General features: G+C 59.2%; 28 protein-coding genes and 1 other RNA gene. 11 read left to right on the top strand and 18 right to left on the bottom strand.

The window, feature by feature from the left end:
• Nucleotides 1–2: 2 nt before the first annotated feature.
• The 11 genes from ACR1XY_RS04005 to ACR1XY_RS03955 all read right to left on the bottom strand — a co-directional run bounded on the left by ACR1XY_RS04005 (nucleotide 3) and on the right by ACR1XY_RS03955 (nucleotide 12160).
• Nucleotides 3–1586 (bottom strand): ABC transporter substrate-binding protein, encoded by a 1584-nt coding sequence (locus tag ACR1XY_RS04005; protein WP_480590107.1) that lies wholly within the window; start codon nucleotides 1584–1586, stop codon nucleotides 3–5.
• Between the two features lie 120 nt (nucleotides 1587–1706).
• Nucleotides 1707–3395 (bottom strand): CocE/NonD family hydrolase, encoded by a 1689-nt coding sequence (locus tag ACR1XY_RS04000; RefSeq protein ID WP_480590105.1) that lies wholly within the window; start codon nucleotides 3393–3395, stop codon nucleotides 1707–1709.
• Between the two features lie 51 nt (nucleotides 3396–3446).
• The gene (locus tag ACR1XY_RS03995; RefSeq protein WP_480590103.1) at nucleotides 3447–4550 is read right to left on the bottom strand and encodes a glycerate kinase type-2 family protein; all 1104 of its coding nucleotides are present in this window, start codon (nucleotides 4548–4550) and stop codon (nucleotides 3447–3449) included.
• A complete protein-coding gene (gene dtd / locus ACR1XY_RS03990) occupies nucleotides 4550–4987 on the bottom strand; it encodes a D-aminoacyl-tRNA deacylase (protein WP_480590101.1) in 438 nt (145 codons plus the stop codon). Before dtd ends, ACR1XY_RS03995 begins: the two co-directional genes overlap by 1 nt.
• Before the next feature lie 25 nt (nucleotides 4988–5012).
• Nucleotides 5013–5681 (bottom strand): nitroreductase, encoded by a 669-nt coding sequence (locus tag ACR1XY_RS03985; protein ID WP_480590099.1) that lies wholly within the window; start codon nucleotides 5679–5681, stop codon nucleotides 5013–5015.
• A gap of 91 nt (nucleotides 5682–5772) precedes the next feature.
• A complete protein-coding gene (locus ACR1XY_RS03980) occupies nucleotides 5773–6864 on the bottom strand; it encodes a TFIIB-type zinc finger domain-containing protein (protein WP_480590097.1) in 1092 nt (363 codons plus the stop codon).
• A gap of 35 nt (nucleotides 6865–6899) precedes the next feature.
• Nucleotides 6900–8048 (bottom strand): SPFH domain-containing protein, encoded by a 1149-nt coding sequence (locus ACR1XY_RS03975; protein ID WP_480590095.1) that lies wholly within the window; start codon nucleotides 8046–8048, stop codon nucleotides 6900–6902.
• A gap of 22 nt (nucleotides 8049–8070) precedes the next feature.
• Entirely contained in the window at nucleotides 8071–8826 is a 756-nt protein-coding gene (locus ACR1XY_RS03970; RefSeq protein WP_480590093.1) for a DUF2927 domain-containing protein, read from the bottom strand.
• A 214-nt stretch (nucleotides 8827–9040) separates the two neighbouring features.
• Entirely contained in the window at nucleotides 9041–10231 is a 1191-nt protein-coding gene (locus ACR1XY_RS03965) for a toxic anion resistance protein (protein ID WP_480590091.1), read from the bottom strand.
• A gap of 30 nt (nucleotides 10232–10261) precedes the next feature.
• A complete protein-coding gene (locus tag ACR1XY_RS03960; RefSeq protein ID WP_480590090.1) occupies nucleotides 10262–11176 on the bottom strand; it encodes a 5-bromo-4-chloroindolyl phosphate hydrolysis family protein in 915 nt (304 codons plus the stop codon).
• A gap of 174 nt (nucleotides 11177–11350) precedes the next feature.
• Nucleotides 11351–12160 carry a pseudouridine synthase gene (locus ACR1XY_RS03955; RefSeq protein WP_480590088.1) on the bottom strand — a complete coding sequence of 270 codons (810 nt, stop codon included), beginning with the start codon at nucleotides 12158–12160 and terminating at the stop codon, nucleotides 11351–11353.
• Nucleotides 12161–12221: 61 nt separating this feature from the next.
• On the opposite strand from ACR1XY_RS03955, the gene ACR1XY_RS03950 reads away from it, so the two are divergent.
• Entirely contained in the window at nucleotides 12222–12683 is a 462-nt protein-coding gene (locus ACR1XY_RS03950) for a nucleoside deaminase (protein WP_480590087.1), read from the top strand.
• Here ACR1XY_RS03950 and ACR1XY_RS03945 read toward each other — a convergent pair.
• The gene (locus tag ACR1XY_RS03945; RefSeq protein ID WP_480590085.1) at nucleotides 12673–13365 is read right to left on the bottom strand and encodes a metal-dependent hydrolase; all 693 of its coding nucleotides are present in this window, start codon (nucleotides 13363–13365) and stop codon (nucleotides 12673–12675) included. The genes ACR1XY_RS03950 and ACR1XY_RS03945 overlap by 11 nt on opposite strands.
• A 60-nt stretch (nucleotides 13366–13425) precedes the next feature.
• Between ACR1XY_RS03945 and ACR1XY_RS03940 the strand changes: the two genes are divergently transcribed.
• Nucleotides 13426–14082 carry a ceramidase domain-containing protein gene (locus ACR1XY_RS03940; RefSeq protein ID WP_480590083.1) on the top strand — a complete coding sequence of 219 codons (657 nt, stop codon included), beginning with the start codon at nucleotides 13426–13428 and terminating at the stop codon, nucleotides 14080–14082.
• Here the strand turns inward: ACR1XY_RS03940 and ACR1XY_RS03935 are convergent.
• Together ACR1XY_RS03935 and ACR1XY_RS03930 are read right to left on the bottom strand one after the other, a co-directional pair.
• Nucleotides 14073–14636, bottom strand: a complete 564-nt coding sequence (locus tag ACR1XY_RS03935) for a DUF4202 domain-containing protein (RefSeq protein WP_480590081.1) — start codon at nucleotides 14634–14636, stop codon at nucleotides 14073–14075. The two genes, ACR1XY_RS03940 and ACR1XY_RS03935, sit on opposite strands and share 10 nt — an antisense overlap.
• A gap of 144 nt (nucleotides 14637–14780) precedes the next feature.
• Nucleotides 14781–14939 (bottom strand): hypothetical protein, encoded by a 159-nt coding sequence (locus ACR1XY_RS03930; protein ID WP_480590079.1) that lies wholly within the window; start codon nucleotides 14937–14939, stop codon nucleotides 14781–14783.
• 227 nt (nucleotides 14940–15166) lie between these two features.
• Here ACR1XY_RS03930 and gatC point away from each other — a divergent pair, with 227 nt between their 5' ends.
• From gatC to rnpB, 5 genes are all read left to right on the top strand, one after another.
• The gene (gatC, locus tag ACR1XY_RS03925) at nucleotides 15167–15454 is read left to right on the top strand and encodes an Asp-tRNA(Asn)/Glu-tRNA(Gln) amidotransferase subunit GatC (RefSeq protein WP_170325838.1); all 288 of its coding nucleotides are present in this window, start codon (nucleotides 15167–15169) and stop codon (nucleotides 15452–15454) included.
• Nucleotides 15455–15457: 3 nt separating this feature from the next.
• Nucleotides 15458–16945 (top strand): Asp-tRNA(Asn)/Glu-tRNA(Gln) amidotransferase subunit GatA, encoded by a 1488-nt coding sequence (gene gatA / locus ACR1XY_RS03920; protein ID WP_480590077.1) that lies wholly within the window; start codon nucleotides 15458–15460, stop codon nucleotides 16943–16945.
• 40 nt (nucleotides 16946–16985) lie between these two features.
• Nucleotides 16986–17693, top strand: coding sequence for a hypothetical protein (locus ACR1XY_RS03915; protein ID WP_480590075.1), 708 nt, complete (start codon nucleotides 16986–16988; stop codon nucleotides 17691–17693).
• The gene (locus ACR1XY_RS03910; RefSeq protein ID WP_480590073.1) at nucleotides 17677–18348 is read left to right on the top strand and encodes an N-acetylmuramoyl-L-alanine amidase; all 672 of its coding nucleotides are present in this window, start codon (nucleotides 17677–17679) and stop codon (nucleotides 18346–18348) included. Before ACR1XY_RS03915 ends, ACR1XY_RS03910 begins: the two co-directional genes overlap by 17 nt.
• 80 nt (nucleotides 18349–18428) lie before the next feature.
• Nucleotides 18429–18844, top strand: an RNA gene (gene rnpB, locus ACR1XY_RS03905) — RNase P RNA component class A.
• A gap of 8 nt (nucleotides 18845–18852) precedes the next feature.
• On the opposite strand, the gene ACR1XY_RS03900 is transcribed toward rnpB, so the two are convergent.
• The gene (locus tag ACR1XY_RS03900; protein WP_480590071.1) at nucleotides 18853–19185 is read right to left on the bottom strand and encodes a GYD domain-containing protein; all 333 of its coding nucleotides are present in this window, start codon (nucleotides 19183–19185) and stop codon (nucleotides 18853–18855) included.
• 649 nt (nucleotides 19186–19834) lie between these two features.
• On the opposite strand from ACR1XY_RS03900, the gene rpmG reads away from it, so the two are divergent.
• Together rpmG and ACR1XY_RS03890 are read left to right on the top strand one after the other, a co-directional pair.
• On the top strand, nucleotides 19835–20002 hold the full coding sequence (rpmG, locus tag ACR1XY_RS03895; protein WP_005630270.1) for a 50S ribosomal protein L33: 168 nt from the start codon (nucleotides 19835–19837) through the stop codon (nucleotides 20000–20002).
• 206 nt (nucleotides 20003–20208) lie between these two features.
• Nucleotides 20209–20715, top strand: coding sequence for a hypothetical protein (locus ACR1XY_RS03890; protein ID WP_480590070.1), 507 nt, complete (start codon nucleotides 20209–20211; stop codon nucleotides 20713–20715).
• Nucleotides 20716–20884: 169 nt separating this feature from the next.
• Here the strand turns inward: ACR1XY_RS03890 and ACR1XY_RS03885 are convergent, their stop codons facing one another.
• Nucleotides 20885–21664, bottom strand: coding sequence for a Bax inhibitor-1/YccA family protein (locus tag ACR1XY_RS03885; RefSeq protein ID WP_480590068.1), 780 nt, complete (start codon nucleotides 21662–21664; stop codon nucleotides 20885–20887).
• A gap of 183 nt (nucleotides 21665–21847) precedes the next feature.
• Nucleotides 21848–22057, bottom strand: coding sequence for a DUF1127 domain-containing protein (locus tag ACR1XY_RS03880; RefSeq protein WP_480590066.1), 210 nt, complete (start codon nucleotides 22055–22057; stop codon nucleotides 21848–21850).
• A 127-nt stretch (nucleotides 22058–22184) separates the two neighbouring features.
• On the opposite strand from ACR1XY_RS03880, the gene ACR1XY_RS03875 reads away from it, so the two are divergent.
• Nucleotides 22185–23066: a LysR family transcriptional regulator gene (locus ACR1XY_RS03875; RefSeq protein ID WP_480590064.1), complete on the top strand. Its 882-nt coding sequence runs from the start codon at nucleotides 22185–22187 to the stop codon at nucleotides 23064–23066.
• On the opposite strand, the gene ACR1XY_RS03870 is transcribed toward ACR1XY_RS03875, so the two are convergent.
• The gene (locus tag ACR1XY_RS03870; RefSeq protein WP_480590062.1) at nucleotides 23063–24019 is read right to left on the bottom strand and encodes an NADPH:quinone oxidoreductase family protein; all 957 of its coding nucleotides are present in this window, start codon (nucleotides 24017–24019) and stop codon (nucleotides 23063–23065) included. The genes ACR1XY_RS03875 and ACR1XY_RS03870 overlap by 4 nt on opposite strands.
• 336 nt (nucleotides 24020–24355) lie before the next feature.
• On the opposite strand from ACR1XY_RS03870, the gene ACR1XY_RS03865 reads away from it, so the two are divergent.
• On the top strand, nucleotides 24356–24727 hold the full coding sequence (locus ACR1XY_RS03865; protein WP_480590060.1) for a helix-turn-helix domain-containing protein: 372 nt from the start codon (nucleotides 24356–24358) through the stop codon (nucleotides 24725–24727).
• Nucleotides 24728–24738 lie beyond the last annotated feature (11 nt).

The following is a 24738-nucleotide window of genomic DNA, read 5'->3' as shown; positions in this document are numbered from 1 at the left end:
TATTAGGCAAACCACATTTTTCGTGTGGCCTGGCCACCCATCAGTTCATCATACGGATCCGGCTCCCAACCAGCCAGTTGGTCGCTGACACCGTCAATGAACTGGTTGAACATCGGACAAATCAGGCCGCCTTCTTCGTTAAGCAGTCGACCCATCTGAGAGTAGATCTCTTTCCGCTTGGCGGTGTCGAGCTCACCTTTCGCCTGATTCAGCATATCGTCGAACTCGGGCCGTTTCCAACGTGTGTCGTTCCAGTCGGCGGTCGAGAGATACGCTGTGGTATACATCTGATCCTGTACCGGACGGCCCGTCCAGTAAGAGGCGCAGAACGGTTGGACATTCCAGACCTCGGACCAGTAGCCATCACCCGGCACACGTTCGATCACAAGTGGGATACCGGCCTGATTTGCCGTCTGCTGGAAGAGCGCCGCAGCGTCAACTGCACCCGGGAATGCAACATCCGAGGTGCGCAGAACGATCGGTGATCCGTCGTGGCCGGACTTCTTGTAATGTTCGGCCGCCTTTTCAAGATCGAACGGGCGCTGTGGGATTGTATCGTCAAACAGCGGGTAAGCCGCATTGATCGGCATGTCGTTGCCAACAGACCCATAACCCTGCAGGATCTTTTCAACCAGCTCTTCGCGGTTGATCGCATATTTCAGAGCCAGCCGCAGGTCGAGATTGTCGAACGGAGCGGTATCCGAATGCATGATGAATACGTAATGTCCGCGACCAGTCGTGGGCTGCACGCTCAGACCCGGAGCGCGGCCCAGAAGGCCAGCGACCTTGGGCTCAACCCGGTTGATCAGGTGAACCTGACCGGACTGAAGCGCCGCGGTACGTGCGGTTGCATCGTTGATGGCAATAATTTCGACACTGTCAAAATGGCCGTCATCCGCCCAGTAATTGTCGAACTTCGTGTAAACGTGACGCACACCCGGCTCGTTTACTTCCATCTTGTATGGCCCTGTGCCGATACCCGCGCCCGGATTATCGAGGCCACCGTCCGGCTGAATGATCAGGTGGTAGTCTGCCATGAGGTAAGGCAAATCAGCATTTGGGCTGTTCAACGTGACTGAGAACACGTCGCCGTCTGTCTTCATCGACTCGATCTCTTTCATGATGCCCAGGGCACCGGATTTAGAGTTCTCGTCCGAATGGCGTTGCATTGTTTTTAGCACGTCTTCGCTAGTCAGCGTCTTGCCGTTGTGAAATTCAACGCCGGGACGAATTTTGAAGTTCCAAACCTTGGCATCCGCGCTGGCTTCCACGCTTTCGGCCAGACGTGATTCAATCGAACCGTCCGGCGCTACAACCACCAGCGTGTCACCGAATTGGCGACCGTTGAGCGCGGGCACTTGGCTGGCGTAAGTTGCGGGGTCCAGCGAGTTCGTCGATTCGCCACCGACAGAGCCAATCTTCACGTCGCCGCCCTGTTTCGGGCCAGCCGCGCGCGCGGCGTCTGCAAATATGGTGCTGGCCATGGCTGCAGAAACACCCAAAGCCGCTGCTTTCCCCATGAATTCGCGGCGGGTGAGCTTGCCAGCTGTGACCTGTTTGGTCATGTGAGTGATTTGTTCGTTCATTATGGTCTCCCAGTTGATTGGATTGTTGCCCTTTTGGGCTTTTTATTGACGCATGAGTCAAAGTAGGCGGAATTCGGTCGGACGGGCAAGAACAAATGTCTGACACTTGAGCGACCCGCATCACATTTGGTCACGAGGTACGGTATCCCCCAATTGCTTAGTCGAAACTAGTTTTTCGGCCTCAAAAGCATCCATGCGGGCCTTGAGGAAAAAGGAATTCAAATCCGCCCACATCTCGCAGGAGGTCTCTTTGCGCAGGTCGATACCGTTCCGGCTGATTTCTTGTGTCCATTTGCAATATCCCCGAGCAGAGAGGGGATCATCCGGGTGAATTGTCCAGCGTTCATACGCCGTTCCACCATGTGTCAGGCTGTGGTTATTGTTGGTGACCAGACCAAAATCATCCTCGATGATCAGGTGGGTTTCGCCCGAGTTCATGTCCATTTCCACCCGCCGCGAATTGTTCGGCGCACGCAGGGATGACTGACCCAAGGCCGGGGCCGACTCGGGCGGCGGAAACGTGTGTTCGTCATCAACGGACGGGCGTTGCGGTATGGTGATGTCACCTTGCGTCAGGTGCAGTTCGGTACGTTCTGGCGACGGCCAGATCAGCGGCAAATATGCGCTGGAGATTGCGACTCGCAGCCTGTGCCCCTTGGGCACGCGATAGGCAATGTGATCCAGTTTCAGCGCAACGTCATACACGGCGCCTGGTGTCGGCGGCGTTGGTTCCGCATGGCTGTCGCGATGCGACAGGTTCAGCACACCATAGGTAATGCGTGTCGAAGCCCCATCCGGGTGCACATGGTTCAGCCGGACAGCAATCTGTGCCTGCGGGCGGTCGGCGCTCAGACGCAGGCGGATGCGCGGCGCGCCCACGATGTCCATGTCTTCAGCCAGCGATGCGCCATCGAAACAGGCCGAAAGCGCATCTTCCGAGCGCTGATCTCCGTGCATGTCAGGACCCAGCCAGATGGCGCAATACTCTCCACCCTCCATGCCGCAGGTTTGCGGGGACTGCACCCGAATGTCCAGTGGGCCGTCCTGCCCCAAACCGGCATCGGACAAGCCCAGCGTCAGGCCGGGCAGGTGGGACGTGGCGCCATCAGCCTCGGCTATCCAGCGCCCCGGCCGTTCGTTGTATCCGCGCTGCGGCCGCACGCCATCCATCAGATAGGCACGAAAATCCGGGTCGTTTTCGACGCCGGTATCGACACCTTTCAGCCAGTGATCCCACCAGCGCAGAGCTTCCTGCAGGATTCCGATCCGCGGTTCGGGCACCGCGAAATGTGGGTATTTATGCACCCAGCGCACAACGATCCCTTTGACCGGGGCTTTCAGCTGCTCGGCCAACAAAGGCACTGTGTTCTTATAGGCATCCCCCCAGCCACCGATGGCTAGGTTCGCCGCCTGAAGCGCGTTGAACCCGCCCCAACTGATCCCCATCATTCCAACCGAGTTTGTGCACCAGCGCTGCTGCGCCAGCCAATTGATCGTTGCGACGGCATCGTCAAGTTCTTGCTGGGTGTATTCGTTCTCCATCAGCCCTTCGCTGTCGCCATTGCCGCGCATGTCGACGCGGATGCAGGCACAACCGCGCTCGGTGAACCACGGATGAGTCAGCGCGTCGCGCACTGTCGTTCCATCGCGCTTGCGATAGAGCAGGAATTCCAGAATGGCAGGGACGGGGTTGTCCGTTGCATCCGTCGGACGCCAGACGCGCGCGGACAAGCGGCAACCATCACGCATCTCAATGCCGACGTCGGGATGGTCTTCGATGGTGCGTAGCGCGTTGGCTGGCGGCGTCATTTCAACACTGTCCGGGGGAATTGCAAATCAGGTTGGGTCAAAATCGTCAGTTCAATCGCGGATTGCGACAAGCAGATCCATTACGTTCGTTCCCGTCGGCCCCGTCACCAGCAATGCGCCTGCGTGATCCAGATAGCTGCCACTATCGGCCTGCTGCAGAGCCTGTTCCGCGCCTTCCCCCCAAGTGGCGCCGTCAATGATCGCTCCGGCCGCATCGGTTGGGCCGTCTGTGCCATCTGTTCCACCCACGACCACGGTGAGTCCCTCGGTTCCGGCAATCTCACGGGCCAGTGCCAGCGCCAGCCCCTGATTTCGCCCACCGCGCCCCGGGTTCTCGGGCAGGACAACCGTCGGCTCTCCGCCAAAGACCATGACGCCGCTTGGCATGGATCGGATACGCGCGCCCAGAGATTTGGCGACGTTCAGAAAGTCGTCGTGCAGGCATTCTTCGTTGGAAAGAACCGTCAGGCCTTCGTCCTGCGCCAATTCCGTAGCGGCCGCGCGAGCATGTGCATTTGACGCCACGATCTGCGTTGTTGCCTCAAAGTCGTAGCTCTCCGGCAACGCTCCGATCCCCGAGCCGACAACATTCAGGTCATCCCCGGGCACATCCGAGATCGCCAGAACGGTCGCTGTTTCTCCTTTGAAATGAGACAGCAGGCCACCGCCTTTGATCTGCGATAGCTTGCGACGTTCAGCGTTCATGGCTGTGATGTCCAGCCCTTCGGCCAGCAGCTTCTTGTTCAGCTGTTCAAGATCGGACAGGGTTTTGCCCGGCAGCAAATCCTCGGCCAGCGAGGATGCCCCACCGGAAACCAGCAAGAGCAGATGCGAGCCGGGCTGCATGGCTTCGACCGCTTCACGAAGGGCTTGACCGCCCTGAAGGCTGCGACTGTCGGGAACGGGATGAGAAGCCTCGATCACCGTGACGTGATCCGGCAGGTCGCGCCCGTGGTCGTCCTTGGTGACCACAAGTGCCGGGCACGGGCCGAAATGCTCTAACGCAGCGCGTGCCATGGCCGCTGCGGGTTTGCCCACTGCCAGAATCTGGTCGGGTGCGGGGACATCGTGCAGCACTTTGCTGGTTGCAGCGTGGCCGCCCACTGCATCGACGCCGGCCTGCCAGATGCGAATTGCCTGTTCTTTTTTGTCCATCAGCTTTCCATCCAAATTGTGACCGGTCCGTCGTTGACCAACTCTACCGCCATGTCCGCCCCGAATTCACCGGTTTCGACCGGCACGCCATGCGCCACAAGTCGCTGGGCAAAAACCTCATACAGGTGCTTGCCAAGATCCGGTGCGGCGGCTTCCGAAAAGCCCGGCCTGTTGCCGCGCGTTGTATCGGCGGATAGCGTGAACTGGCTGATAACCAAGGCGGATCCTTCGATATCTTTCACCGAGAGATTCATTTTCCCTGCGTCATCCTTGAAAATTCGCAGTTTTGAAACCTTGGCAGCCAGTTGATCCGCCTTGTTCTCGTCATCGCCTTGCATTGCGCAGACCAGGATCATCAGCCCGGGCCCGATCTGGCCGATAACCTGACCGGCCACCGATACGCTGGCGCGTGAAACTCGTTGTACTACTGCGCGCAAATTTATTCTCCGCTAAATGCGTTAGTTATCCGACCCATTCGACGATCTCACTCAGATCGGCGCGATCGGTGCGAAAGCCATTGGCTGGATGGTCCTTATCTGCATAGCCAAAAGAAATCGCGCATAAAATCACCCGGTCATCCGGGATGTCGAAATAGCGGCGTAGGAACGGGCTGTAAGTGGCCACCGCTGCTTGTGGGATCGTGGCCACGCCCCGAGCCTGAGCAGCCAGTGAAAACGCTGTAACGAACCCGCCGCAATCCAGCGCGTCATAAGCCCCAAGCTCTTTCGGGCTGGTGATGATGGCACAATGCGGTGCGCCGAACAGAGAGAAATTCTCCATCATCTGCTGGGTCGAGGCCGCGCGGTCGCCGCGCTCCACGCCCACTGCCTCATACAATGCCCAGCCGCACGCGCGACGGCGGTCCTGATAGACCCCAGTGTAGGAGGTCGGAAACGGCAGGTCCGGGGCAGGTGTGCCTGTAGTCGCTTCTTTCTGCAGTGCCGCTCGAAACCGGTCGGTTTCTTCGCCGCTGGTGAGGATCACGTGCCACGGTTGGGCATTGCACCAGCTGGGTACACGCGCGGCGCTGGTCAGGATTTGTTCGATCTGCTCCTTCGGAACCGGGTCGGGAAGGAATGCCCGACACGAATATCGTGCTGTCAGCAAGTGGTTCAGATCGGATAGTTTCACACAAGCCTCCCCGCTCGGCGTTGACGCGTCGCAGAGTGGCGTCTGATCAAGCGGAGTTCAAGCGCCAACAATTGCGGATTTCGAGGACGCCTTACCCTTGTTGGCCGGTGGCCATCAGATATCCGACGCCAGCCGCCACAAGCATACCCAGAATAACGGCGATAGTGATCTTGATGGCTGACCAGGGGCGCTCCCCCTGAACGCGGCCGGTTTGTCCGTTGACGACGAAACGATACGTCTGACCGCGATATTTGTAGGCCGCCATCCACACCGGCAGAAGGATGTGCTTGAAAGTCACATCCCGTACATCCGTGTCGATTGCATGTATCCGCTGGCGATCGCCACCGATGTCAAAGCGCACGTCCCGCTCGATAACCCGCGCCATATACCCGCGCGCTTCGGAGTATCCTTCCTGCAATTCGACCGTATAGGCTTCGGCCCGAAACCCAGCCAGGTATTCAGGCTGATAGGGCTCCAACGCTGGCAGGTCCCAGGGTTCCAGCGCGTCGGTGTAGCTTTTGGGCAAAGACCGTGAGGCCAGCACAAGCACGTCGTCAAAAAACCGCTTCACCCGTCCGGATTTCGGAGACCACCGCACCTTGGGTACCTGCTGCTGCACGCGCTTGCCGTCACGCATGACAGTTCGGGTCTCATAGTAGACGGTGCCGCGCTCTCCGCGATAACTGGATTGCGTGTCGGCATCAAAGGTCCAGTAGGGTACATAGATGCCCTGCATCTTGCGACCTTTGCGGGCGTAATCCTTCAGCCCGTTCGGTGCAAACCACAGCCGTCCCAACCAGTCGCCCATCGCCTTCTGCGCCGCGCGTTCATCCAGCGCAAAGGGTAGCACGCCGCGCGGTTTGATGTGCCGGTTGACCCCCGTATCGGTCACAACCGGTGTCGCACAGAACGGACATTCAGCCGCGTGTGTGGCAGGATCGAACTCGACCTGAGCCGCGCAGTTGGGGCAGGACAAAACCCGCGTTTCCTCGATCTCACTGTCCGGAAGCCGATCCGCAATGGCCGCATCGAAGTTCAACTCTTTCAGGCTGCCACCGCCCCAGGGGCCGGCGCCGATTGCCTCGGAATGCCCGCAGTGGTCACAAGTCAGGCTGCCGTCACCGGGGTTGAAACGGTAGTCCGCACCGCATTGTTCGCAAGGGAATCTGTGTTCTTCGGTCATCGTGCCACCCTATTCTTGCGCTGACGCCTGAAAGGTTAGGCTCCCGGCGGCGGCGGTGGCAGGATGGTAAACAACTGCGCCAGCTCCTGTACATCTCCGGCCTTTTTCCAGCCATCCTGACCGGCGGTCCAGACATAGGTGTCGCGGGTGATTTCCCCGCCCGTTGCCATACGTCCCATCTTGGCCTTCGAGAAGGGTCCGCTTGTCTGCCCATCGACCGCGATATGCCACACGTGCTCAACTGGCGGAGGAGGGGGCGGTGCCGCATGCGCTGCCGGTTGCGGAGCAGCGGGGGCGGAACTGCCCCATGGGCCGCTCGGTTGACCCGCTGCCATGTTTGCCATCTGGTTGGCCATCGCCATTCCCATCCCCATACCAAGTCCGGCACCCATGCCGCCGCCTTGGCCGGGATTACTGGCGGCCGCCGTCATCGCCTCGGCTGCTGAATACTGGGTGAACTTGCCCAGATCACCCGCCAACCCCATCGAGGTCCGCTTGTCCAGCGCTGCCTCAACCGCGGGCGGCAACGAAATGTTTTCGATGTAGAATTCAGGCATCTCCAACCCATAGCCGTCCAGAACGGGTGAGACCTCGGCCGCGATCAACTTGCCCAGATCGGCGGTGTTGGCGGCCATGTCCAGAACCGGGATACCCGACCCGGCGATCACCCGGCTGAATTCCTGCACGATGATGTTGCGGATCTGAAAGCTGATCTCATCCATCGTGAATTCACCATCGGTGCCCACGATCTCAGTCAGGAATTTCGCCGCATCCTTTACACGCACGGTATAGGTGCCGAAGGCCCGAATACGCGTGGGCCCGAACTCGGGATCGCGCAGCATAATCGGGTTCTTGGTGCCCCATTTCAGGTCATTGAACCGGGTCGTATTGACGAAATAGATCTCGGACTTGAAGGGCGACTGAAAGCCGTGATCCCAGTGCTGCAAGGTCGTCATGATCGGCATATTGTTGGTCTCAAGCATATAGAGACCCGGCGTGAACACATCCGCCAACTGCCCTTCATGCACGAACACAGCGGCCTGACCTTCGCGCACCGTCAGCTTAGCGCCGTACTTGATTTCATGGCCCTCACGCTCGAACCGCCAGACCATCGTGTCTCGGGTGTCGTCGGCCCAGTGAATGACGTCGATAAATTCTCCGGTCAGAAAATCGAAAATACCCATTTGGGGTCTCCTTTCCTTGGGCTCAGAGCTGCTGGCCCATCAATTCGCGTGCTATGATCCGCACCACGGGGCGGGCGTCATCCGCCGTCACTCCGGGCTGTAGACGCGGATCGTAAAGCATGGTCAGTAGTTTTTCGTCATGGCTGGTCAGCAGCGCAAACTCATCATCATCGTTGAAAATCGACGGTCGGGCTGAGGGGCTATCATTTGGAAGGCCGAAACCCTGTGCAATTTCCTCATGGATGCAACTCAAACGCAGCAGGTTGGGCAGTTCTGCACGTATGTAAGCTACGGCACGGATTACGGTATTGGTGTCCTCTTGGCCGGAAAACGTAAAGACAAAACAATAAAACGGCCTGTCCAGCGTTCTCAGCAGGTCCAGCCTGTCGTCCGGGATACCCGGAACAAGTGATTTCAGCCTGTTCTGAGCATAGGCCACATCATCCTGACCTGCTACGAAAACAAGAAAGTTCCCGTCACCATTTACACTTCTAACGCTGTGCCCGGTCGCTTTCTGTAGCCGCTTGGCATAGTTTTGAATGGTTTGCCGATCAGCTTCACGGCTTTCCATAGAAACGCTCGGACCAAACTCAGTCCTGATGCGGATCGGGCTCTTCCAGCGATTTAACTTAATCTCGCTTGGGCCGCTAACAAATGCGGCGGATTTGCCGGAGTGTTCGTTGATGAAAGCAATTTTCCCAAAATTGCGGGCTAAATCATCAGCGTCATACGGTGTATCGGGGCCTCCTCCGTCCGTCCGCAACAACCCGCGGGTCAACAGGTCACGTTCGACCCGCTGATAGAACCGGGCCAAATCCTGACTGGCTGCAGACGGTGGCACATAGGCGTTGGGTGCAGGTGCGGGCGCCGCGGGACGCGGTTGCGGGACAACCGAAGACGTCAGAGTTTCATCGCAGTTGGCCAAAGCCAACAGAACGACAAAACCCAAAAGGGGCTTCAGATATCCCGATACCTTCACGCGCAGCCCGCCGTCAGCCCGGAACTGCCGTTCCGGCGTTGTCGCCGATACCGTCCCGGCGCGCCTTGGCCGAGGCCAGCGTGTCACGCAATTCGGCCTCCATCTTCTTCAATTCCTGCTCGGCGGCGGCGCGCTTGGCTTTGCCTTCGTCCGCGATCGCAAGACTTTCGTTGATAGTGCCGATCAGGTCGGCGTTGGCTTGTTTGACAGCTTCGATATCGAATACACCGCGTTCCATTTCCTCGCGGATCATCTTGTTCGACTGACGCAGGTTCGCCGCGTTCGAGGTCAGCAGCTCGTTCGTCAGGTCATTCGCATCGCGCACGGCCGAGGCCGCCTCGGCGCTGCGCTGGATGGTGACGGCCTGCGCCAATTGCGTCTCCCATAGGGGTACGGTGTTGACGAGGGTCGAATTGATCTTGGTCACCAGCGACTTGTCATTTTCCTGCACCAACCGGATTGAGGGCAGGGATTGCATGGTTACTTGACGGGTCAGCTTCAGGTCGTGCACGCGCCGTTCAAGATCGTCCCGCGCAGCGCGCAAGTCACGCAGCTCTTGCGCCTTCATCACTTGTTGGTCTTCGGGCGCGGCCTGAACTTCGGCTTCTTTTTCGGGGATGTTCTGGCTGTCCAGCTCGGTCAGCTTTTCTTCACCTGCTGCGATGTACAGCGCGAGTTCGTCATAAAATCCCAGCGTTTTTTCATACAGCAAGTCCAGCGACTTGATGTCTTTAAGCAGCGTGTGTTCATGGCCCAGCAAGTCGTCTGTAATCCTGTCGATCTGTCCCTGAACGTCTTCGAATTGCGCAGTGAATTTGGCGAATGGCGCGGCCTTACCAATCAGCTTTTCCCACCAGCTGCGTTCGCGGCGTACATCCAGTTCACTGACGGAAAAGCCGCGGATCGTGGTCACGATGTTGCGCAGACTGTCCCCGGCGGGACCCACATCCTTGTTACGGACATCCGCCAGCATGGCCTGGCTGATCTCTTGCAGTTCGGCCTGTGCGGAAGATCCGAAGGAGACGATCGAGTTGGTGTTTTCCATGTCGATTTCGTCCATCCGCTTGCGGATCTCGGCGCTGACGGGTTCGTCTGCTTCCTCAAGCGAGATGACCTCGGCGGTGGGGTCGGGTAGGGCAACGGCCGTGACCTCCTGCACCAGCGTTTCAGCTTCGACCGCCTTGTTCTTGATCGCATCAGACATGGGGTAATCCTTTCTCAAATAACTGTCCGGTCAGTCCAACCGGACGCCTTCGCGTTGCAGGCGTTCGCGCAACACGTCAATTTCAACCGTCAGATCGCTGCGGTCATCCAATAGCATCTTGCGAGTACGGGCCGCGAAATTCTGTTCCAGATCGTCTAGCAAGGCGGTGTAATCGGCCAGCGCCTGTGCATCGCGGGTGCGGGCAAAGACATCGGCAAACTTCACCGTCGCATCACGCGCGCCCTGCAGGTAGACGGTCAGGTATTTGCGGGCACCGGCCAGATCGCGCGGGTCTTCCTCGACCGTGCGGAACAGATCGCGGGCGGTGTCCTGAAAGCGTTCGACGCGCGCCTCGACCCGACGGTCCCCGGCGCGCTTGATGGCGTCGGTCATTTCAGACAGGTGGGTTTCGGCATCCTCGACCACCCGGGCCACACGGTCCTGCTGAAAGGTGTCGACGCCTTCCATGCCTTTATCCTTCATCGGGTCCAGCCCGAAAGACACGGAATGCAGCACCGTGGCCACCGCTCCAAACAGGATCGGAGCCAGCAAGCTCGCCTGCGCGGCGGCCTCGGCGTCCAGATACTCGGATCGATACGCGGCCAGAGCGGCACCCAGCCCAGTCAAAACGCTTGCGAAAATCTTGCGGGGAAAAGCTGGACGGCGCGCAGAGCGGCGCGCGTTATAGGCGGCTTCGGCGCGCAAACCCTCGCGCAGCAGAAAGGCGGCGCCGGTTAGCAGGCCCGCTGCGATCAGCCCGATCGTCATTCCGATTGCGCCGTCGTTCAGAGACAGAAAAACCAACGGAAAAGCGGGCAGAAACAGGATATTCACCCGCGCGCCTGCCGGTTCGACCCGCGCGCCGTGGAATTGCCCGCGCGGCTGTTGGTCGTCGTCAGACCCACCGCCTTGTGGGCTAAATTTTCCGCCATATCGCTGTGACATGCGTTACAAGCCCCCCAGCACGCCGGTGCAGACACCGAACAACAGCACCAGAAGGGCCGCGTAGGCCAGTTTTTGCACTCCGGTCCCTGACATGGCGCCCCCCAATGGCTTTCCTTTCGGAAAATTTAGGCGATACGAGGGCTTGGCGCTAGGGGGAAGGTTGCCAAACCCGCATCACTTGCGAGTTTTCTTGCCGACGGGTGCCCGTTTTCGTTGCGGTCGCGCGGGGCGTTTCGGCCGGGCTTCGGGTTCTGCGTCCAGTCCCAGCTGATCGCGCATCACGCGGCGGCGGATTTCCTCGACCTCGCCGGGCTTGAGGCTGCCCAGTTGAAACGGACCGTAGGATACACGCAACAGACGGTTCACGGCAAAACCGATGTCCTCCATCGCACGCCGAATCTCGCGGTTTTTGCCTTCGCGCAGGCCGATGGTCAGCCAGGCGTTCGCACCCTGCTGGCGATCCAGCGAGACCTCCATCGGCAGAAACCGCTCGCCGTCGATCACTAAACCCTTGCGTAGCGGCGCAAAATCTTCGTCCTTGGGGCGGCCATTCACACGCACACGGTATTTGCGCAGCCATCCTGTAGAAGGTAATTCCAGCTTGCGCTTGATGCCGCCATCGTTGGTCAGCAGCAGCAAGCCTTCCGAGTTCAGGTCCAACCGACCAACGCTCATGACGCGGGGCATGTCTTCGGGCAGGTTGTCGAATATGGTCGCGCGGCCTTTTTCGTCGCGTGTCGTCGTCACCAGACCGGGAGGCTTGTGATACAGCCACAGGCGCGAGGGTTCGGGCTCAGACACCGGTTTGCCGTCCACAGTGATCCTGTCTTTGCCGGTGACGTTCAGGGCAGGGCTGTCGATGGTCTTGCCGTTCACGGCCACGCGACCCGCTTCGATCATGCGTTCAGCTTCACGGCGCGAGGCGACACCCGCGCGAGCAAGCACTTTGGCGATCCGGTCGCCGGGAGGAGGGGTTTTAGTCATCCGCTGGCCATAGCGCATCCCGCCCGCTTGCGAAAGACAGGTTTCTGATGCAGTCAGAGGCATGGAGTTCAGATCGCATATGGATGGGGCGCTGGTTGAGGCGCGCGCTGCCGCGGATCGCGGAGAGGTTCCGGTGGGCGCGGTCATCGTCGCGCCGGATGGTCGCGTTGTGGCCGCAGCCGGAAACCGGACGCGAGAGTTGAACGATCCCACTGCTCATGCCGAGATTCTGGCCCTTCGCGCCGCCTGCGTCGAGGCCGGGTCCGAACGGCTGCCGGATCATGATCTTTATGTCACGCTGGAACCCTGTGCGATGTGCGCGGCGGCATTGGCCGCGGCGCGCATCCGGCGCATTTACTATGGCGCCGCCGATCCTAAATCCGGCGGAGTGGCCCATGGTGCGCGGGTGTTTACACACAAACAGGCGCACCATGTCCCTGAGATATACGACGGCATCGCAGGGCAGGAGGCCGCCGATCTGCTGAAGGAATTCTTCGCTGCGCGACGCGATCCTAGAGAGTGATGGGTTTCATCAGTTCGGGTTCGACTACGTCGACCCCCGGCAACCCATCGATCAGCGCATGGGCGGATTGTTCCAGAATCGGAAAGGTCTTGTAGTGGCAGGGAATCACGGTCTTGAAGTTGAAATACCTCTTGGCCGCATAGGCCGTCGCTTTCATGTCCATGGTGAAATGGCCGCCTGCCGACAGGATGCCGATATCGGGTTTGTAGTAATCCCCCATCCAGTCCATATCGGCCATGATATCTGTGTCGCCGGAGACGTAGAGCATATGCCCCTCGGACGCGATCATAAAACCTACCTCGCTGCCACCGGTGCGCAGACCGTCTGGCGTCGAGAAGGTCGAGCTGTGAGACGCCGGAACCATCGACACCATGACCCCGTTCAGGTTCACCGTGCCGCCCTTGTTGAAACCGATGGTCTCCAGCTCTTCGGCCTCGCTCCAATACCCCATCAGGTCATACTGGCCCACCACCGGCACCTTCAGGTGCTTGGCCAGTGACACAACGTCGGCCACATGATCGAAATGCGTGTGCGTCAAAAGGATATGCGTCGCACCGTCCACGGCGGCATCGTGCTGGTCTTCGGACAGCACCGGATTGCCGGTCAGCCAAGGGTCGATCAGCAGAACCTGCCCTTCGGTTTCAATACGGAAACTGCCGTGCCCCAGCCAGATGATATTCATGAAAACGTCCTCCCAAAACAAACTCTTGGCATCAACCTAGCATCGGATATGTAAAAGTTCATGGACTGGTTTCAGGAAATTGACGGATATTGCGAGCGCCTGTCGCCCGCCTATTGGGCCGAGCCGATCAACGCGGTGACAAACGCAGCATTTCTGATCGCGGCGTTCATCATGTGGCGGCGCGTGCGCGGGCAGGGGGTGCCTCTGGTGATGGGGCTGGTGGTCATCCTCGCGGTGATCGGGGTGGGTAGCTATCTGTTCCACACCCATGCGCAGGTCTGGGCCGCAATGGCCGATGTCGCGCCGATCCTGCTGTACATTCTGGTCTATATTTTTGCGATCAATCGGGATGTCTGGCACATGCGGCCAGTCTATGCCCTGATCGTCACCGTCCTGTTTGTGCCTTATGCCGCAGCCACGGTCCCTTTGTTCCAGTTCATTCCGGGGCTGGGTGGATCGTCGGCATATGCTCCGGTGCCGCTGCTGATTCTGATCTACGCATTTTTGCTGCGCAATCGCGTCCCCGAAACAGCGCGTGGCCTTGCGATCGGGGCGGGCATCCTGATCGCCTCTATCACCTTCCGGGCACTGGACGAACCCCTTTGCGCCCAGCTTCCACTGGGAACACATTTCATGTGGCACATCCTGAACGCCACAATGCTGGGCTGGATGATCGAGGTCTATCGCAGGCACATGGCCCGCGCGTCTCAGTCTTGAAACGCAGCTACCAAATGCTCCGGCAGTTCGAATTCAGACAAGACCCGCGCCCGGCCCTCGGTCGACATCTTGCGGGCGGTCTTTTCGACGATCCTCTGGATTTTTTCGGCTGAGTGTTTCTCGGCAAAGGGCGCAAAATACCATTTGAGGAAGACGAAACAGATGACGTCTTCCAGTGCCTGAACATCGTCATCTCGCTTGATGCCCTGTTTGCGCAGCATGCGCCCGGCGGCTTCGACCTCATCGTTGCTGTAACCTGCCTGTTCCATCATCGCCATAACGACCTCGGCGTGATGGACAGCTTGCGCCTTGCGCCAGGCGAGGTACCCGGCCCGGCCTTCGGGGTATTCGCTGCGTGCCAACTTCCAGCGTTCGACGTGCTGGCCCCGGGCAGCTATCTGCAACACATCTGAAGCATCTGGGAAAAGTCGGTCCAATTCGGTGCTCATGCGCTGGCCGTACAGCAACTCGACCGGTTGGCCGTCTTCAAGGTTGGGATCTTGGGTATTGGCCGCATCAATTGCGTCCAGAACTGCTTGTTTGCGCACGCTCATCTACTGCTCCGTTGGCTTGCCGAACCTGATTTTTGTTCGACGGATCACTTTGATCACCCTAGCGGTTGGACGCAATATGCGCAGCAGTCAATTGCAGCTTTCCGGGCCGGACGTCGAATGCCCGACCCGGAACGAGGGGGTATATCATTTACTCAGCTTGGTCTGATCCTGGGTGACGGGCTGCGAGACAGTCTCGGGGAAAGTCAGGTCGCGCGTCAGGGTGTTCATGGTGGGGCCAAAGGCCTGCGCCTGGGCAACAAGAACAGTGGTGGACAATACTAATGCAGTCATGAACGTTTTCATTGTCTTTCTCCGTTTGAGGCTGTGCCGTACCTCATGAAATGAACCGTTCAGTATACATTTTCAATGGCAAAAATGAACTAAACGGTTTACTTTTGCGCATAGGGGGTATGCAAAATTGAATGGCAGCTGCGGTGATCTGCACGAACGAGGCCATATCCTCCCTTCCATGCCCTTGCGACCTGAGCATCGGACAGGTAAATGCCCCTTAACGCATATGAGGTTTTCCGATGTCGATTGACCAAAGCACCGCCGCCAAGGTGGCCAAACTGGCCCGGATCAAGGTCGAGGATGACGCGCTGCCCGCGCTGGCTTCCGAGTTCAACACCATCCTCGGGTTCATCGAACAGCTGAACGAAGTGGACGTCGAAGGCGTCGAACCGATGGTCTCGGTCGAGCCGATGCGACTGAAGCGTCGTGAGGACGTGGTCACCGACGGAAACCAGCAGGACAAGGTTCTGGCCAACGCCCCCGACGCGCGCGAGGGCTTTTTCGCAGTCCCCAAAGTGGTGGAGTAAGACATGAGCGATCTGAACAAACTGGGCCTGGCCGAGGCCCGCGACGCGCTGCGCAAGGGTGACGTGACCTCGGTTGAGCTGACGGAATCCTGCCTGAAGGCCATCGACGAAGCCGACGCACTGAACGCTTTTGTCCACAAGACCCCCGAGATCGCGCTGGAACGGGCCAAGGCCGCGGATGAGCGGATCAAGGGTGGTGACGCACCTTCGATGTGTGGTTTGCCGATTGGCATCAAGGATCTGTTCTGCACAAAAGGCGTGCCCTCGCAGGCGGCCTCGAAGATTCTGGAAGGCTTCAAGCCGGAATACGAATCCACCGTGTCACAGCAGCTGGCCGACGCTGGGGCCGTGATGCTGGGCAAGCTGAACATGGACGAATTCGCCATGGGCTCGTCCAATGAAACCTCTGTTTACGGCAATGCGGTCAGCCCGTGGCGCCGTGGCAATGACGATGCACAGCTGACACCGGGCGGTTCGTCCGGCGGGTCAGCCTCGGCTGTCGCCGCCGACCTGTGTCTGGCCGCAACCGGCACTGATACCGGCGGATCGATTCGTCAGCCTGCAGCGTTCACCGGCATCACCGGCATCAAGCCGACCTATGGTCGTTGCTCGCGTTGGGGCATCGTAGCGTTTGCGTCCTCGCTGGATCAGGCCGGACCGATGACCAAGAATGTGCGTGACGCGGCGATCATGCTGGAAACGATGTGCGGTCACGACCCCAAGGACTCGACCAGCGCTGAACTGGCCGTGCCGAACTTCGAGGCGATGCTGACTGGCGACATCAAGGGCAAGAAGATCGGTATACCGAAAGAATACCGTATGGATGGTATGCCCGCCGAGATCGAAAAGCTCTGGGCTGACGGTGCCGAGATGCTGAAAGCTGCGGGTGCCGAGATCGTCGATATCTCGCTGCCGCACACCAAATACGCTCTGCCTGCGTATTACGTGATTGCCCCGGCCGAGGCGTCCTCGAACCTCGCGCGCTATGACGGTGTCCGCTATGGCCGCCGCGCGCAGCTGGCGCAGGGCGACGGCATCACCGAGATGTACGAGAAAACCCGCGCCGAGGGCTTCGGCCACGAGGTGCAGCGCCGCGTCATGATCGGCACCTATGTGCTGTCCGCAGGTTTCTACGATGCCTATTACAACCGCGCGCGTCGTGTCCGTACCCTGATCAAGAAAGACTTCGAGGATGTCTTCGCCGCAGGCGTCGACGCGATTTTGACCCCGGCCACGCCGTCCGCCGCTTTTGGTTTGGGCGAAATGACCGAAGCCGATCCGGTTCAGATGTACCTCAACGACGTCTTCACCGTGACAGTGAATCTGGCCGGTTTGCCGGGTGTATCGGTGCCTGCCGGATTGGATAAGCAAGGTCTGCCGCTTGGTCTGCAACTGATCGGGCGCCCGTGGGAAGAGGGTGATCTGCTGAACACGGCCTACGCGCTGGAGAACGCAGCCGGGTTTGTGGCCAAGCCGGGCAAATGGTGGTAAGCCTCGGGTCAGGCAAGACAACGCAAGACGGAGCAGCTGGATGCGCTTTACGCTTCTGATTCCCACAATCGGATTGGTGGCCGCCTGTGATACGGTGGCGCCGGTGGGTGGCCCGGATTTCAACACGCCGACCTATCAGGCGCAGCGTGAGGCGCAGTTGGCGGGGCAGGGATATACCGGAAACCCGCTGCTTGGCCCAGTTGAGGTGTCCGAGCAGCAGCTTGGCGCGCCCGGGGCTGGTGCTCCGTTGCCAGCCGGCGAGAATGCTGACCTTGCCTCGGCAACGGCAGCAGCTTTGGCCAGCACGTCAGGGCAAAGCACCTACGAACCGTCACCCGTTGAGGACCCCATCAACAACACCATTTCGGACGAACAGGATTTCGAGGCGGTCTCTGGCCGTCGCACCATCGAATCTGACGCAGCGCTGATCGAACAGAATCGCCAGACCTATGAGGTTGTTGCGCCGACCGCCGTTCCGGCACGGGGTTCGGATGGTCAGCCCAACATCGTGCAATACGCGCTGAACACGTCGAACCCGGTCGGAACACAACTCTATAGCCGTGCCGGGTTCAACCTGCAGGCCAAGGCGCAGCGCAATTGCGCGCGCTTCCCGTCGGCCGACCAGGCCCAGATTGAGTTCCTTGCAAATGGCGGCCCCCAGCGTGACCGCAAAGGCCTCGATCCGGATGGTGACGGTTACGCTTGCGGCTGGAACCCCAGCCCGTTCCGCAGTGCCGTTAACAACTAAGCCGCTGACGCCGATCTGGTACCCGTCCCCCAATTTCGGTGAGCGCAGAGATGGGCTTACGCCCAACTTGATCGTTCTACACTACACAGCAATGGACAGCGCCAGTGCTGCTCTGGATCGATTGTGCGATCCTGCTCATGAAGTCTCGGCACATTATCTGATCGGCTCTGACGGCACGCTCTGGCAGATGGTTCGCGAGGAAGACCGCGCCTGGCACGCAGGCGCGGGCGAATGGAACGGCCAAAGCGACATCAACTCCCGCTCAATCGGTATCGAACTAGACAATACCGGGGCACATCCGTTTTCAGAGCCTCAATTGGCAGCGCTTGAAACCCTGTTGCACCAGATACAGAAGCGGTGGTCGATCAGCCCGGATCATGTGATCGGCCATTCCGATATGGCTCCGGGTCGAAAATGCGACCCTGGCCCCCGATTCCCGTGGCAACGAATGGAGCGTTTGAATCTAGCAGGCCGCCGCGGTGAAGGTAAGGCGCCGCAAAACGCAACGATCCAATCGTTCCGGGCTTCGGCCCGCGCCGCAGGGTATTCCTCTGAGGTGGACGATGACACGCTGTTGGCTGCAGTACGGCTCAGGTATCGTCCCTGGGCCACCGGCGGTCTTCACCCCGCCGATTTCGCACCACTTGTTACGTAAGTCCTGATCCGCCTTCATCTGGTCCCTTATTGACCTAACCTCTTGACGCCACCCAGACCACAGCATACCCACCGCACTGCGCGGAGGGCCGGATGGCCGCTGGGGTGTACGCCCGAGAGGAAAGTCCGGACTCCACAAGACAACGGTGCCGGGTAATGCCCGGGCGGGGCAACCCGACGGAAAGCGCCACAGAAAACAGACCGCCGCACCTTTGTTGAGGTTCGCCTCCGGCAAAGCGCGGTAAGGGTGAAACGGTGGGGTAAGAGCCCACCGCGCCGCTGGCAACAGCGGCGGCACGGCAAGCCCCACCGGGAGCAATGCCAAATAGGGTCCCCGCGCGGGCCGGTCGGCGTCCGCCGATACCGCCGCTAAGCGCGTCTTGGCCGAGAGGGACCGGGTTGGCAGCTTGAGCCGCGCAGCAATGCACGGCCTAGAGGAATGGTCATCGAAGGGGGCAACCCCGGAACAAGATCCGGCTTACAGGCCCTCCGCGCGTCTTTCCGATCACTTGCCCGGTGGCTTATAGGCGCCGGTCAGTTTTGCGGCTTTCTTGGTCACGGTGACAAAGTCCTTCGCCCTCCAGGCGCGTACCGTTTGGACTTTCGACACCGCGCCTGATGCGGCAACGGCCATCCCAACAGCCACAGCATCCGTACCGTCCGGGGCTTCGCTGATGACCACCACGTCATTTTCACCCGTCGTCATATAGAAACCCAAAAGCTTGCCGCCGACCTTTTTCAGCAAAGCCCTGACAGGGGCCGTACGGTCCACAGGCTTTTTCAGCATCCCCTTGACGCCATCCTGCGAATAGGACGCGTATGTAATGAAAATTGGCATGTCTACCTCCTGTAAAAAGTTGATCCAGGACCTTTAATCAGGCTGGTCCTATAGCCCTCTTGCGATTGTCAGCCTGTCGCAGTCTGTTGGGTCCGCGATCAGTCAAACGTCCACAGCGTTAAATGCGGCTCCGGTGCCAGGTGCACGCCATGCTGCCCCGGTAGATTGAGGGCAGGCTGATAGCTCTGTCCGCCCGTTTCCACGCGATGGCATTCAAGCCTGTTTGGCAGGAGAAAAGGTGTCCGGTGGGGCACCACGGAGGCGATAATCTGGACCGGGCACGCCCTGTATGTTCTTCCCGGTTCCAATTCCGGCCGATCGGGGCAATCCACGACATGCCACGGCGCCATCTCGTCGGTGTCTTCACCTGTCATGCCCCCCAAGTGATCATTAAAACTCTGCTGGCAGAGCGTCTCGCCTGGACGTGGCGCCTCGGGGTGCGAGCCTGTTATCGGCTTCTTTACTGGGGTTTAATCGCGCGACCATATCACAGAACCGTGAGCCAGCCAAACAGGGGCAAACCTCAAGCGCATGATTTGTGCGCTTTACGGGCGGAATTCGGTTGACTCAGCCGCGCGACCGGGTAAAAGCGCACGCTCATAGGAATTCAACCGAAAGGCCCCTGCCTTTTCGGACGCAGGAGATAACCATGGCGAAGCCGACGACAATCAAGATCCGTCTGAACTCGACCGCGGGCACGGGCCACTTCTACGTGACCAAGAAAAACGCACGCACCATGACCGAGAAAATGACCGTTCGTAAATACGATCCGGTCGCTCGGAAGCATGTCGAGTACAAGGAAGGCAAGATTAAGTAATCTGCCGTCCAGCTTGGACGTTTTCAAAGGGTTCTGCCTTGGCAGGACCCTTTTTCATTTCGGTTCATTTTGTGGACGGTTCTTCATGGCGTCGCGCGCCGTTGCAACGAAGCATCAGCGGGCAGGGCAATCGGTTTTGCGGTGGGTTGCTTTTTGCAGGGGCTTACCCCTACGCTTCAACAAACCGTTCCAAAATGTTGGCCGTCATGAAAAAAATCTTGTTATCCACAATAACCGTTCTGGCCCTAGCGGCTTGCGAGGACCCCTATAACCGCGAAGGCGTCGGGTTTACGGGGATCGATGGTGAACCCCGCTCCATCTCGGATGTGCCGGGTGCGGCGGCCTTCCTGCCGCCTGCGACGAACGTACCGGCTGAACTGGCCGTGCTGCCTGCAGTTCCCGTGGTGACCGACCAGACCGATGCCGAGAAAGTTGCCCGTGTCGCAATCGACAACGGCGGACGCAGCGACACCGACGCGGTGGTACTGACCGGGTCTGACACCAACCTGTTCCTGAGCACGGTCAACGTGAACGGTACTCTGTTCGGCGTCCTGCGCACAGCGAACAACAGCACCCGCGTGGACAACAAGGTCGGCGCAACGTTTGGCCGCGATGCCGAGCAGTTTACCGGCTGCCTGCCGGCGGGTGACGTATACCGCAAGGGATCTTCCGAGCGCAGTTCGGGTTTTGCAGTGGCGCTGAACTGCAGCTAAGCGACTGACAAATGTTGGGTTGAGGTCCCGTTTGGACGGGGCCTTTTTTGTGCAGGCGCCTTAGCTACAGAACTCGGCGCGTTTCAGGCGGACGGATGGATGTTCGACAAAAAGAAAGGGGCGGGCCGTTGCGGGCCCGCCCCATTTGATTCTGTACTGGCGGCCAGCTTTATTCTTGCTGCCCCATGAACATCAGCAGGAACTGGAACATGTTCAGGAACGAGATGTACAGGCTCAGCGCGCCGTCAATAGCCGCTTTGTCCAGCCATTCCTGATCACCGTGGGTTGCGTGTGCAACGTAGGTGTTCTTGATGTCCTGCGTGTAGAACGCGGTCAGCCCAGCAAAGATCAGAAGGCCAATCGCCGAGATTGCCAGCATCATCGGTCCCGACTGCAGGAATAGGTTGATGACCATAGCAACCAGCAAGCCGATCACACCCATGATCAAGAAAGTACCCATGCCGCTCAGGTCACGCTTGGTGGTGTAGCCAAACAGGCTTAGGCCCGCAAATGCGATAGCCGTAACAAGAAAGGTCTGCGTGATCGAGTAGGGGGTGAAGATCATGAAGATCGAGCTCATCGACACGCCCATCACTGCGGCGAAGACGAAGAAACCCAGTTGAACCGCAGCGGCGGAGCCACGCCGCATCAGGGCGCCCCAGCCAAACAGCAAGAAACCAAGCGGCGCGAACATCACGACCCATTTGAGCGGGGTCAGAAACAGAGTCTGTCCCAAGCCGGTCAGGTAACGATCCGTGCCGATTTGAATACCGGTGGCGGTCGGGTCTGCGGTCACTGCAAGCCCGGCAATCGCCCAAGCGGCGAGTGCCGTGATCAGCATGCCCACGGACATCGTGCCGTAAACTTTGTTCATATGGGCGCGCAGGCCCTCATGGATCTGGGCAGCGCGCGCGCCGGCCGCCGTCCGGATCGTGTCAAATTGTGCCATAAAAGGGTCTCCCTTCACATCATTCTTGTCGCGGTTCGAAATTCGAACCCCGTTCCACGCAAATATCGGCAACTGCGGGTCACGTTTCAAGGGTTTAGCGCCGGAATCCAGCTAAAACACGAAACAAAAATGGCGACCTGCGGGTGCGGGTCGCCATTCATGGGGAAAAGATGAATGTCAGAGTCATTTTTGCCAGAATTCCGGCGCATTCCAAATGGGGCGGGCCGCTTCTGCTTCGGCCTGTTCGCGGGTGATTCCGATATCTTCTAGCGCCCGGGCGTCCAGCCTTGCCAGGGTGCGTCTCTGACGGCGCAGGGAAAACGCATCTCGTAGCAGGGTCAGGCCAAATCGGCGGCGGGGCGGGCAGTGTCTGTCAATTGCGATTTGGGTCATAATGTTTGTCCTTTCATCGATCCTCGATGAGTTTTCGCTGTCTCATCAAGTTCCTTGATTTATATGGCGCGTTATGACACATTTTGAAAATGAATATTTATGAAGTGATACATAAGGATTCGTGAAGATGCGAAATCTGGACATTACGACTTTACGCTCGTTCGTGGCGGTGGCGGATCAGGGCGGTGTGACGCGTGCTGCAGGTTTCCTGCACCTGACGCAATCCGCTGTTTCGATGCAGTTGAAGCGGCTTGAGGAGCTGCTGGGGCTTGAACTGTTGGATCGCAGCGGCCGGACCATCGCGTTGACCGCGTCAGGTGAGCAGCTGCTGGCCTATGCCCGCCGCATGATCGCGCTGAATGATGAGGTGATCTCAAAACTCACCGATCAGGCGTTTGAAGGTGAGGTGGTTCTGGGCGTGCCGCATGACATCGTTTACCCGGCGATTCCCCGGGTGTTGCAGCGATTCAACGCGGACTTCCCGCGAGTGCGGGTGCAGTTGGTGTCTTCGTACTCAATGCAACTGAAGGATATGCTCAAGCGCGGCGAGTGCGACTTGATTCTGACGACCGAAGCAAACAGGGGAGATGGCGCTGAAACTGTCGCGGAATTGCCGCTGCGCTGGATTGGTGCGCCCGGCGGTTCGGCCTGGCGTAAACGGCCGATCCCCATTGCGGTGGGTCGTCGCTGCATGTTCCGGCCGCAGATGATCGCGGCACTGGATGAGGCCGGCCTTCCGTGGGAGCTGTCGGTGGAAACTGAAAACGACCGCACCATCGAGGCTACCGTGTCTGCCGACCTGGCGATTCACGCCATGCTGGACGGAACAGAAGCCGCGCATCTGGTGCAAATCGACGACGGCGGCGTGCTGCCCACCCTGCCTGCGCATATGATCAACCTGTACGGAGGTGAACCCGGACGTGGCCCTGTGGTTGAGGCGCTGGCCGACCTCGTCCGGCAGAATTTCCGCATGCTAGGCAGTAGTCCTCTGAAGGCGGTTGTCGGCTAGGGCGTAATCACAACCTTGCCGGTTGCCGTGCGGTCGCGCAGCAGTTTCAGGCCTTTTTCGGCGTCCGACAGGGGCAGCACGTGGCTGATATACGGCGTGATTTTCCCCTCGACGTGCCAGCGGAACAGCGTTTCAAAGCTGTTCTGCACGATCTGAGGCCGGAAGGTCAGGTATCCACCGATATAGAAGCCAATCACCGTCAGGTTTTTGACCAGTAGGTGGTTGGCGGGAATCTGCGGAACCTCTCCGCCTGCAAAGCCGATCGGCAGCAGGCGCCCTTCGGGGTTGGTGGCGCGGAAGGCGGCTTTGAAAACATCCCCACCGATCGCATCGTATACAACGTCCGCGCCGCCAAGTTCCTTGACGCGCGTGCGCAAATCTTCGGACGCGTCGATCAGGTGATCTGCGCCGGCTGCATGCGCCACGGCCAGCTTGTCCGCGCCCCGGGCCTGAGCGATCACGGTTGCGCCCATCAGCTTGCCGATCTCGACCGCTGTCAGGCCGACACCACCCGCGGCGCCCGTAACCAGCAGGGTCTCGCCGGGTTGCAGGTGGGCGCGGTGATCCAGTGCAATGTGGCTGGTGCCATAGGCGATCTGCATGGCCGCAGCGTCCTCGAAGCTCATCGAATCGGGCAGGGGAATCGCACGCTCTGCGTCGAACACTCCGAATTCCGCCAGACCGCCCTGACCGGAATAGACAGCGATCCGGTCACCTGGTTTCAAGTGCGACACGCCGGGGCCGGTTGTATCGACCACGCCAGCGATTTCCATTCCCTGCGTAAATGGGGCGGGGGGTGTATCCTGATATGTACCTTTCTGCATCAGCAGATCGGCAAAGTTCAGTCCGCAGGCTTTGATCGCCACACGCACCTGGCCTTCCAGGGGTTGCGGGATGTCAATATCACAAAGCTGTGCGACCGCACCTTGGGACGGAATTCTGTAGGCCAGCATGAAAGCACTCCTGTGGTTTGGCGCATAGGTTCGTTCCGCTCGGGGATTGTCAATCTCTTACCCGGTAAGCCCCGCAAGAGGGTGTGGCGGCCATGTCAGGCTTTCCCAATGGCAAGGACGTGTGCCAGACAGATTTGGCACAACCTTAAATCTCTGTTCGTGGAAACAGATTCAACCTTCTTGAAAAAATACTGAAAAAGCGCAATATTGTCTGGGGTGCTGATTTGGGGGCATGTTCCTGATTAGGGAGTGGTTAAGGGCGGCTTGCTAGTGTTGCGGTAGTAAAGGCATGTCGCGCACCCGAATTGGTTGTGTGTGTATTAGAGGAGTTTACCAATGACCCATCACGTCGATGTCCATGTGGGCAAGCGCGTCCGGCATCGCCGCTGGCTGATTGGCATGACCCAGCAGCAGTTGGCGCAGCAAGTTGGTATTAAGTTTCAACAGATTCAGAAATATGAGACGGGTGCCAACCGTGTCAGCGCATCCCGTCTGTGGGACATTGCCGAGGCATTGGACGTACCTGTCAGCTTTTTCTTTGAAGGTCTTGAAGAGGCTGAAAAAGAACCAACCGGCAAGAAATCGGTTCCGGCCGATCTGATGGGGGACAAGGAAGCTCTGGATTTGGTGCGTTCCTACTATGCAATCCCTGAAAATCAACGCCGCCGCCTGTTCGAACTTGCCCGAGTGCTGAGCGACGTCGCCTGAGCAAACGGGGT

It is taken from the genome of Ruegeria sp. AD11(2025) (genome assembly GCF_056542405.1).
Note: the sequence above shows the minus strand (reverse complement) of the source record. Positions and strands in the feature narration are given on the sequence as shown.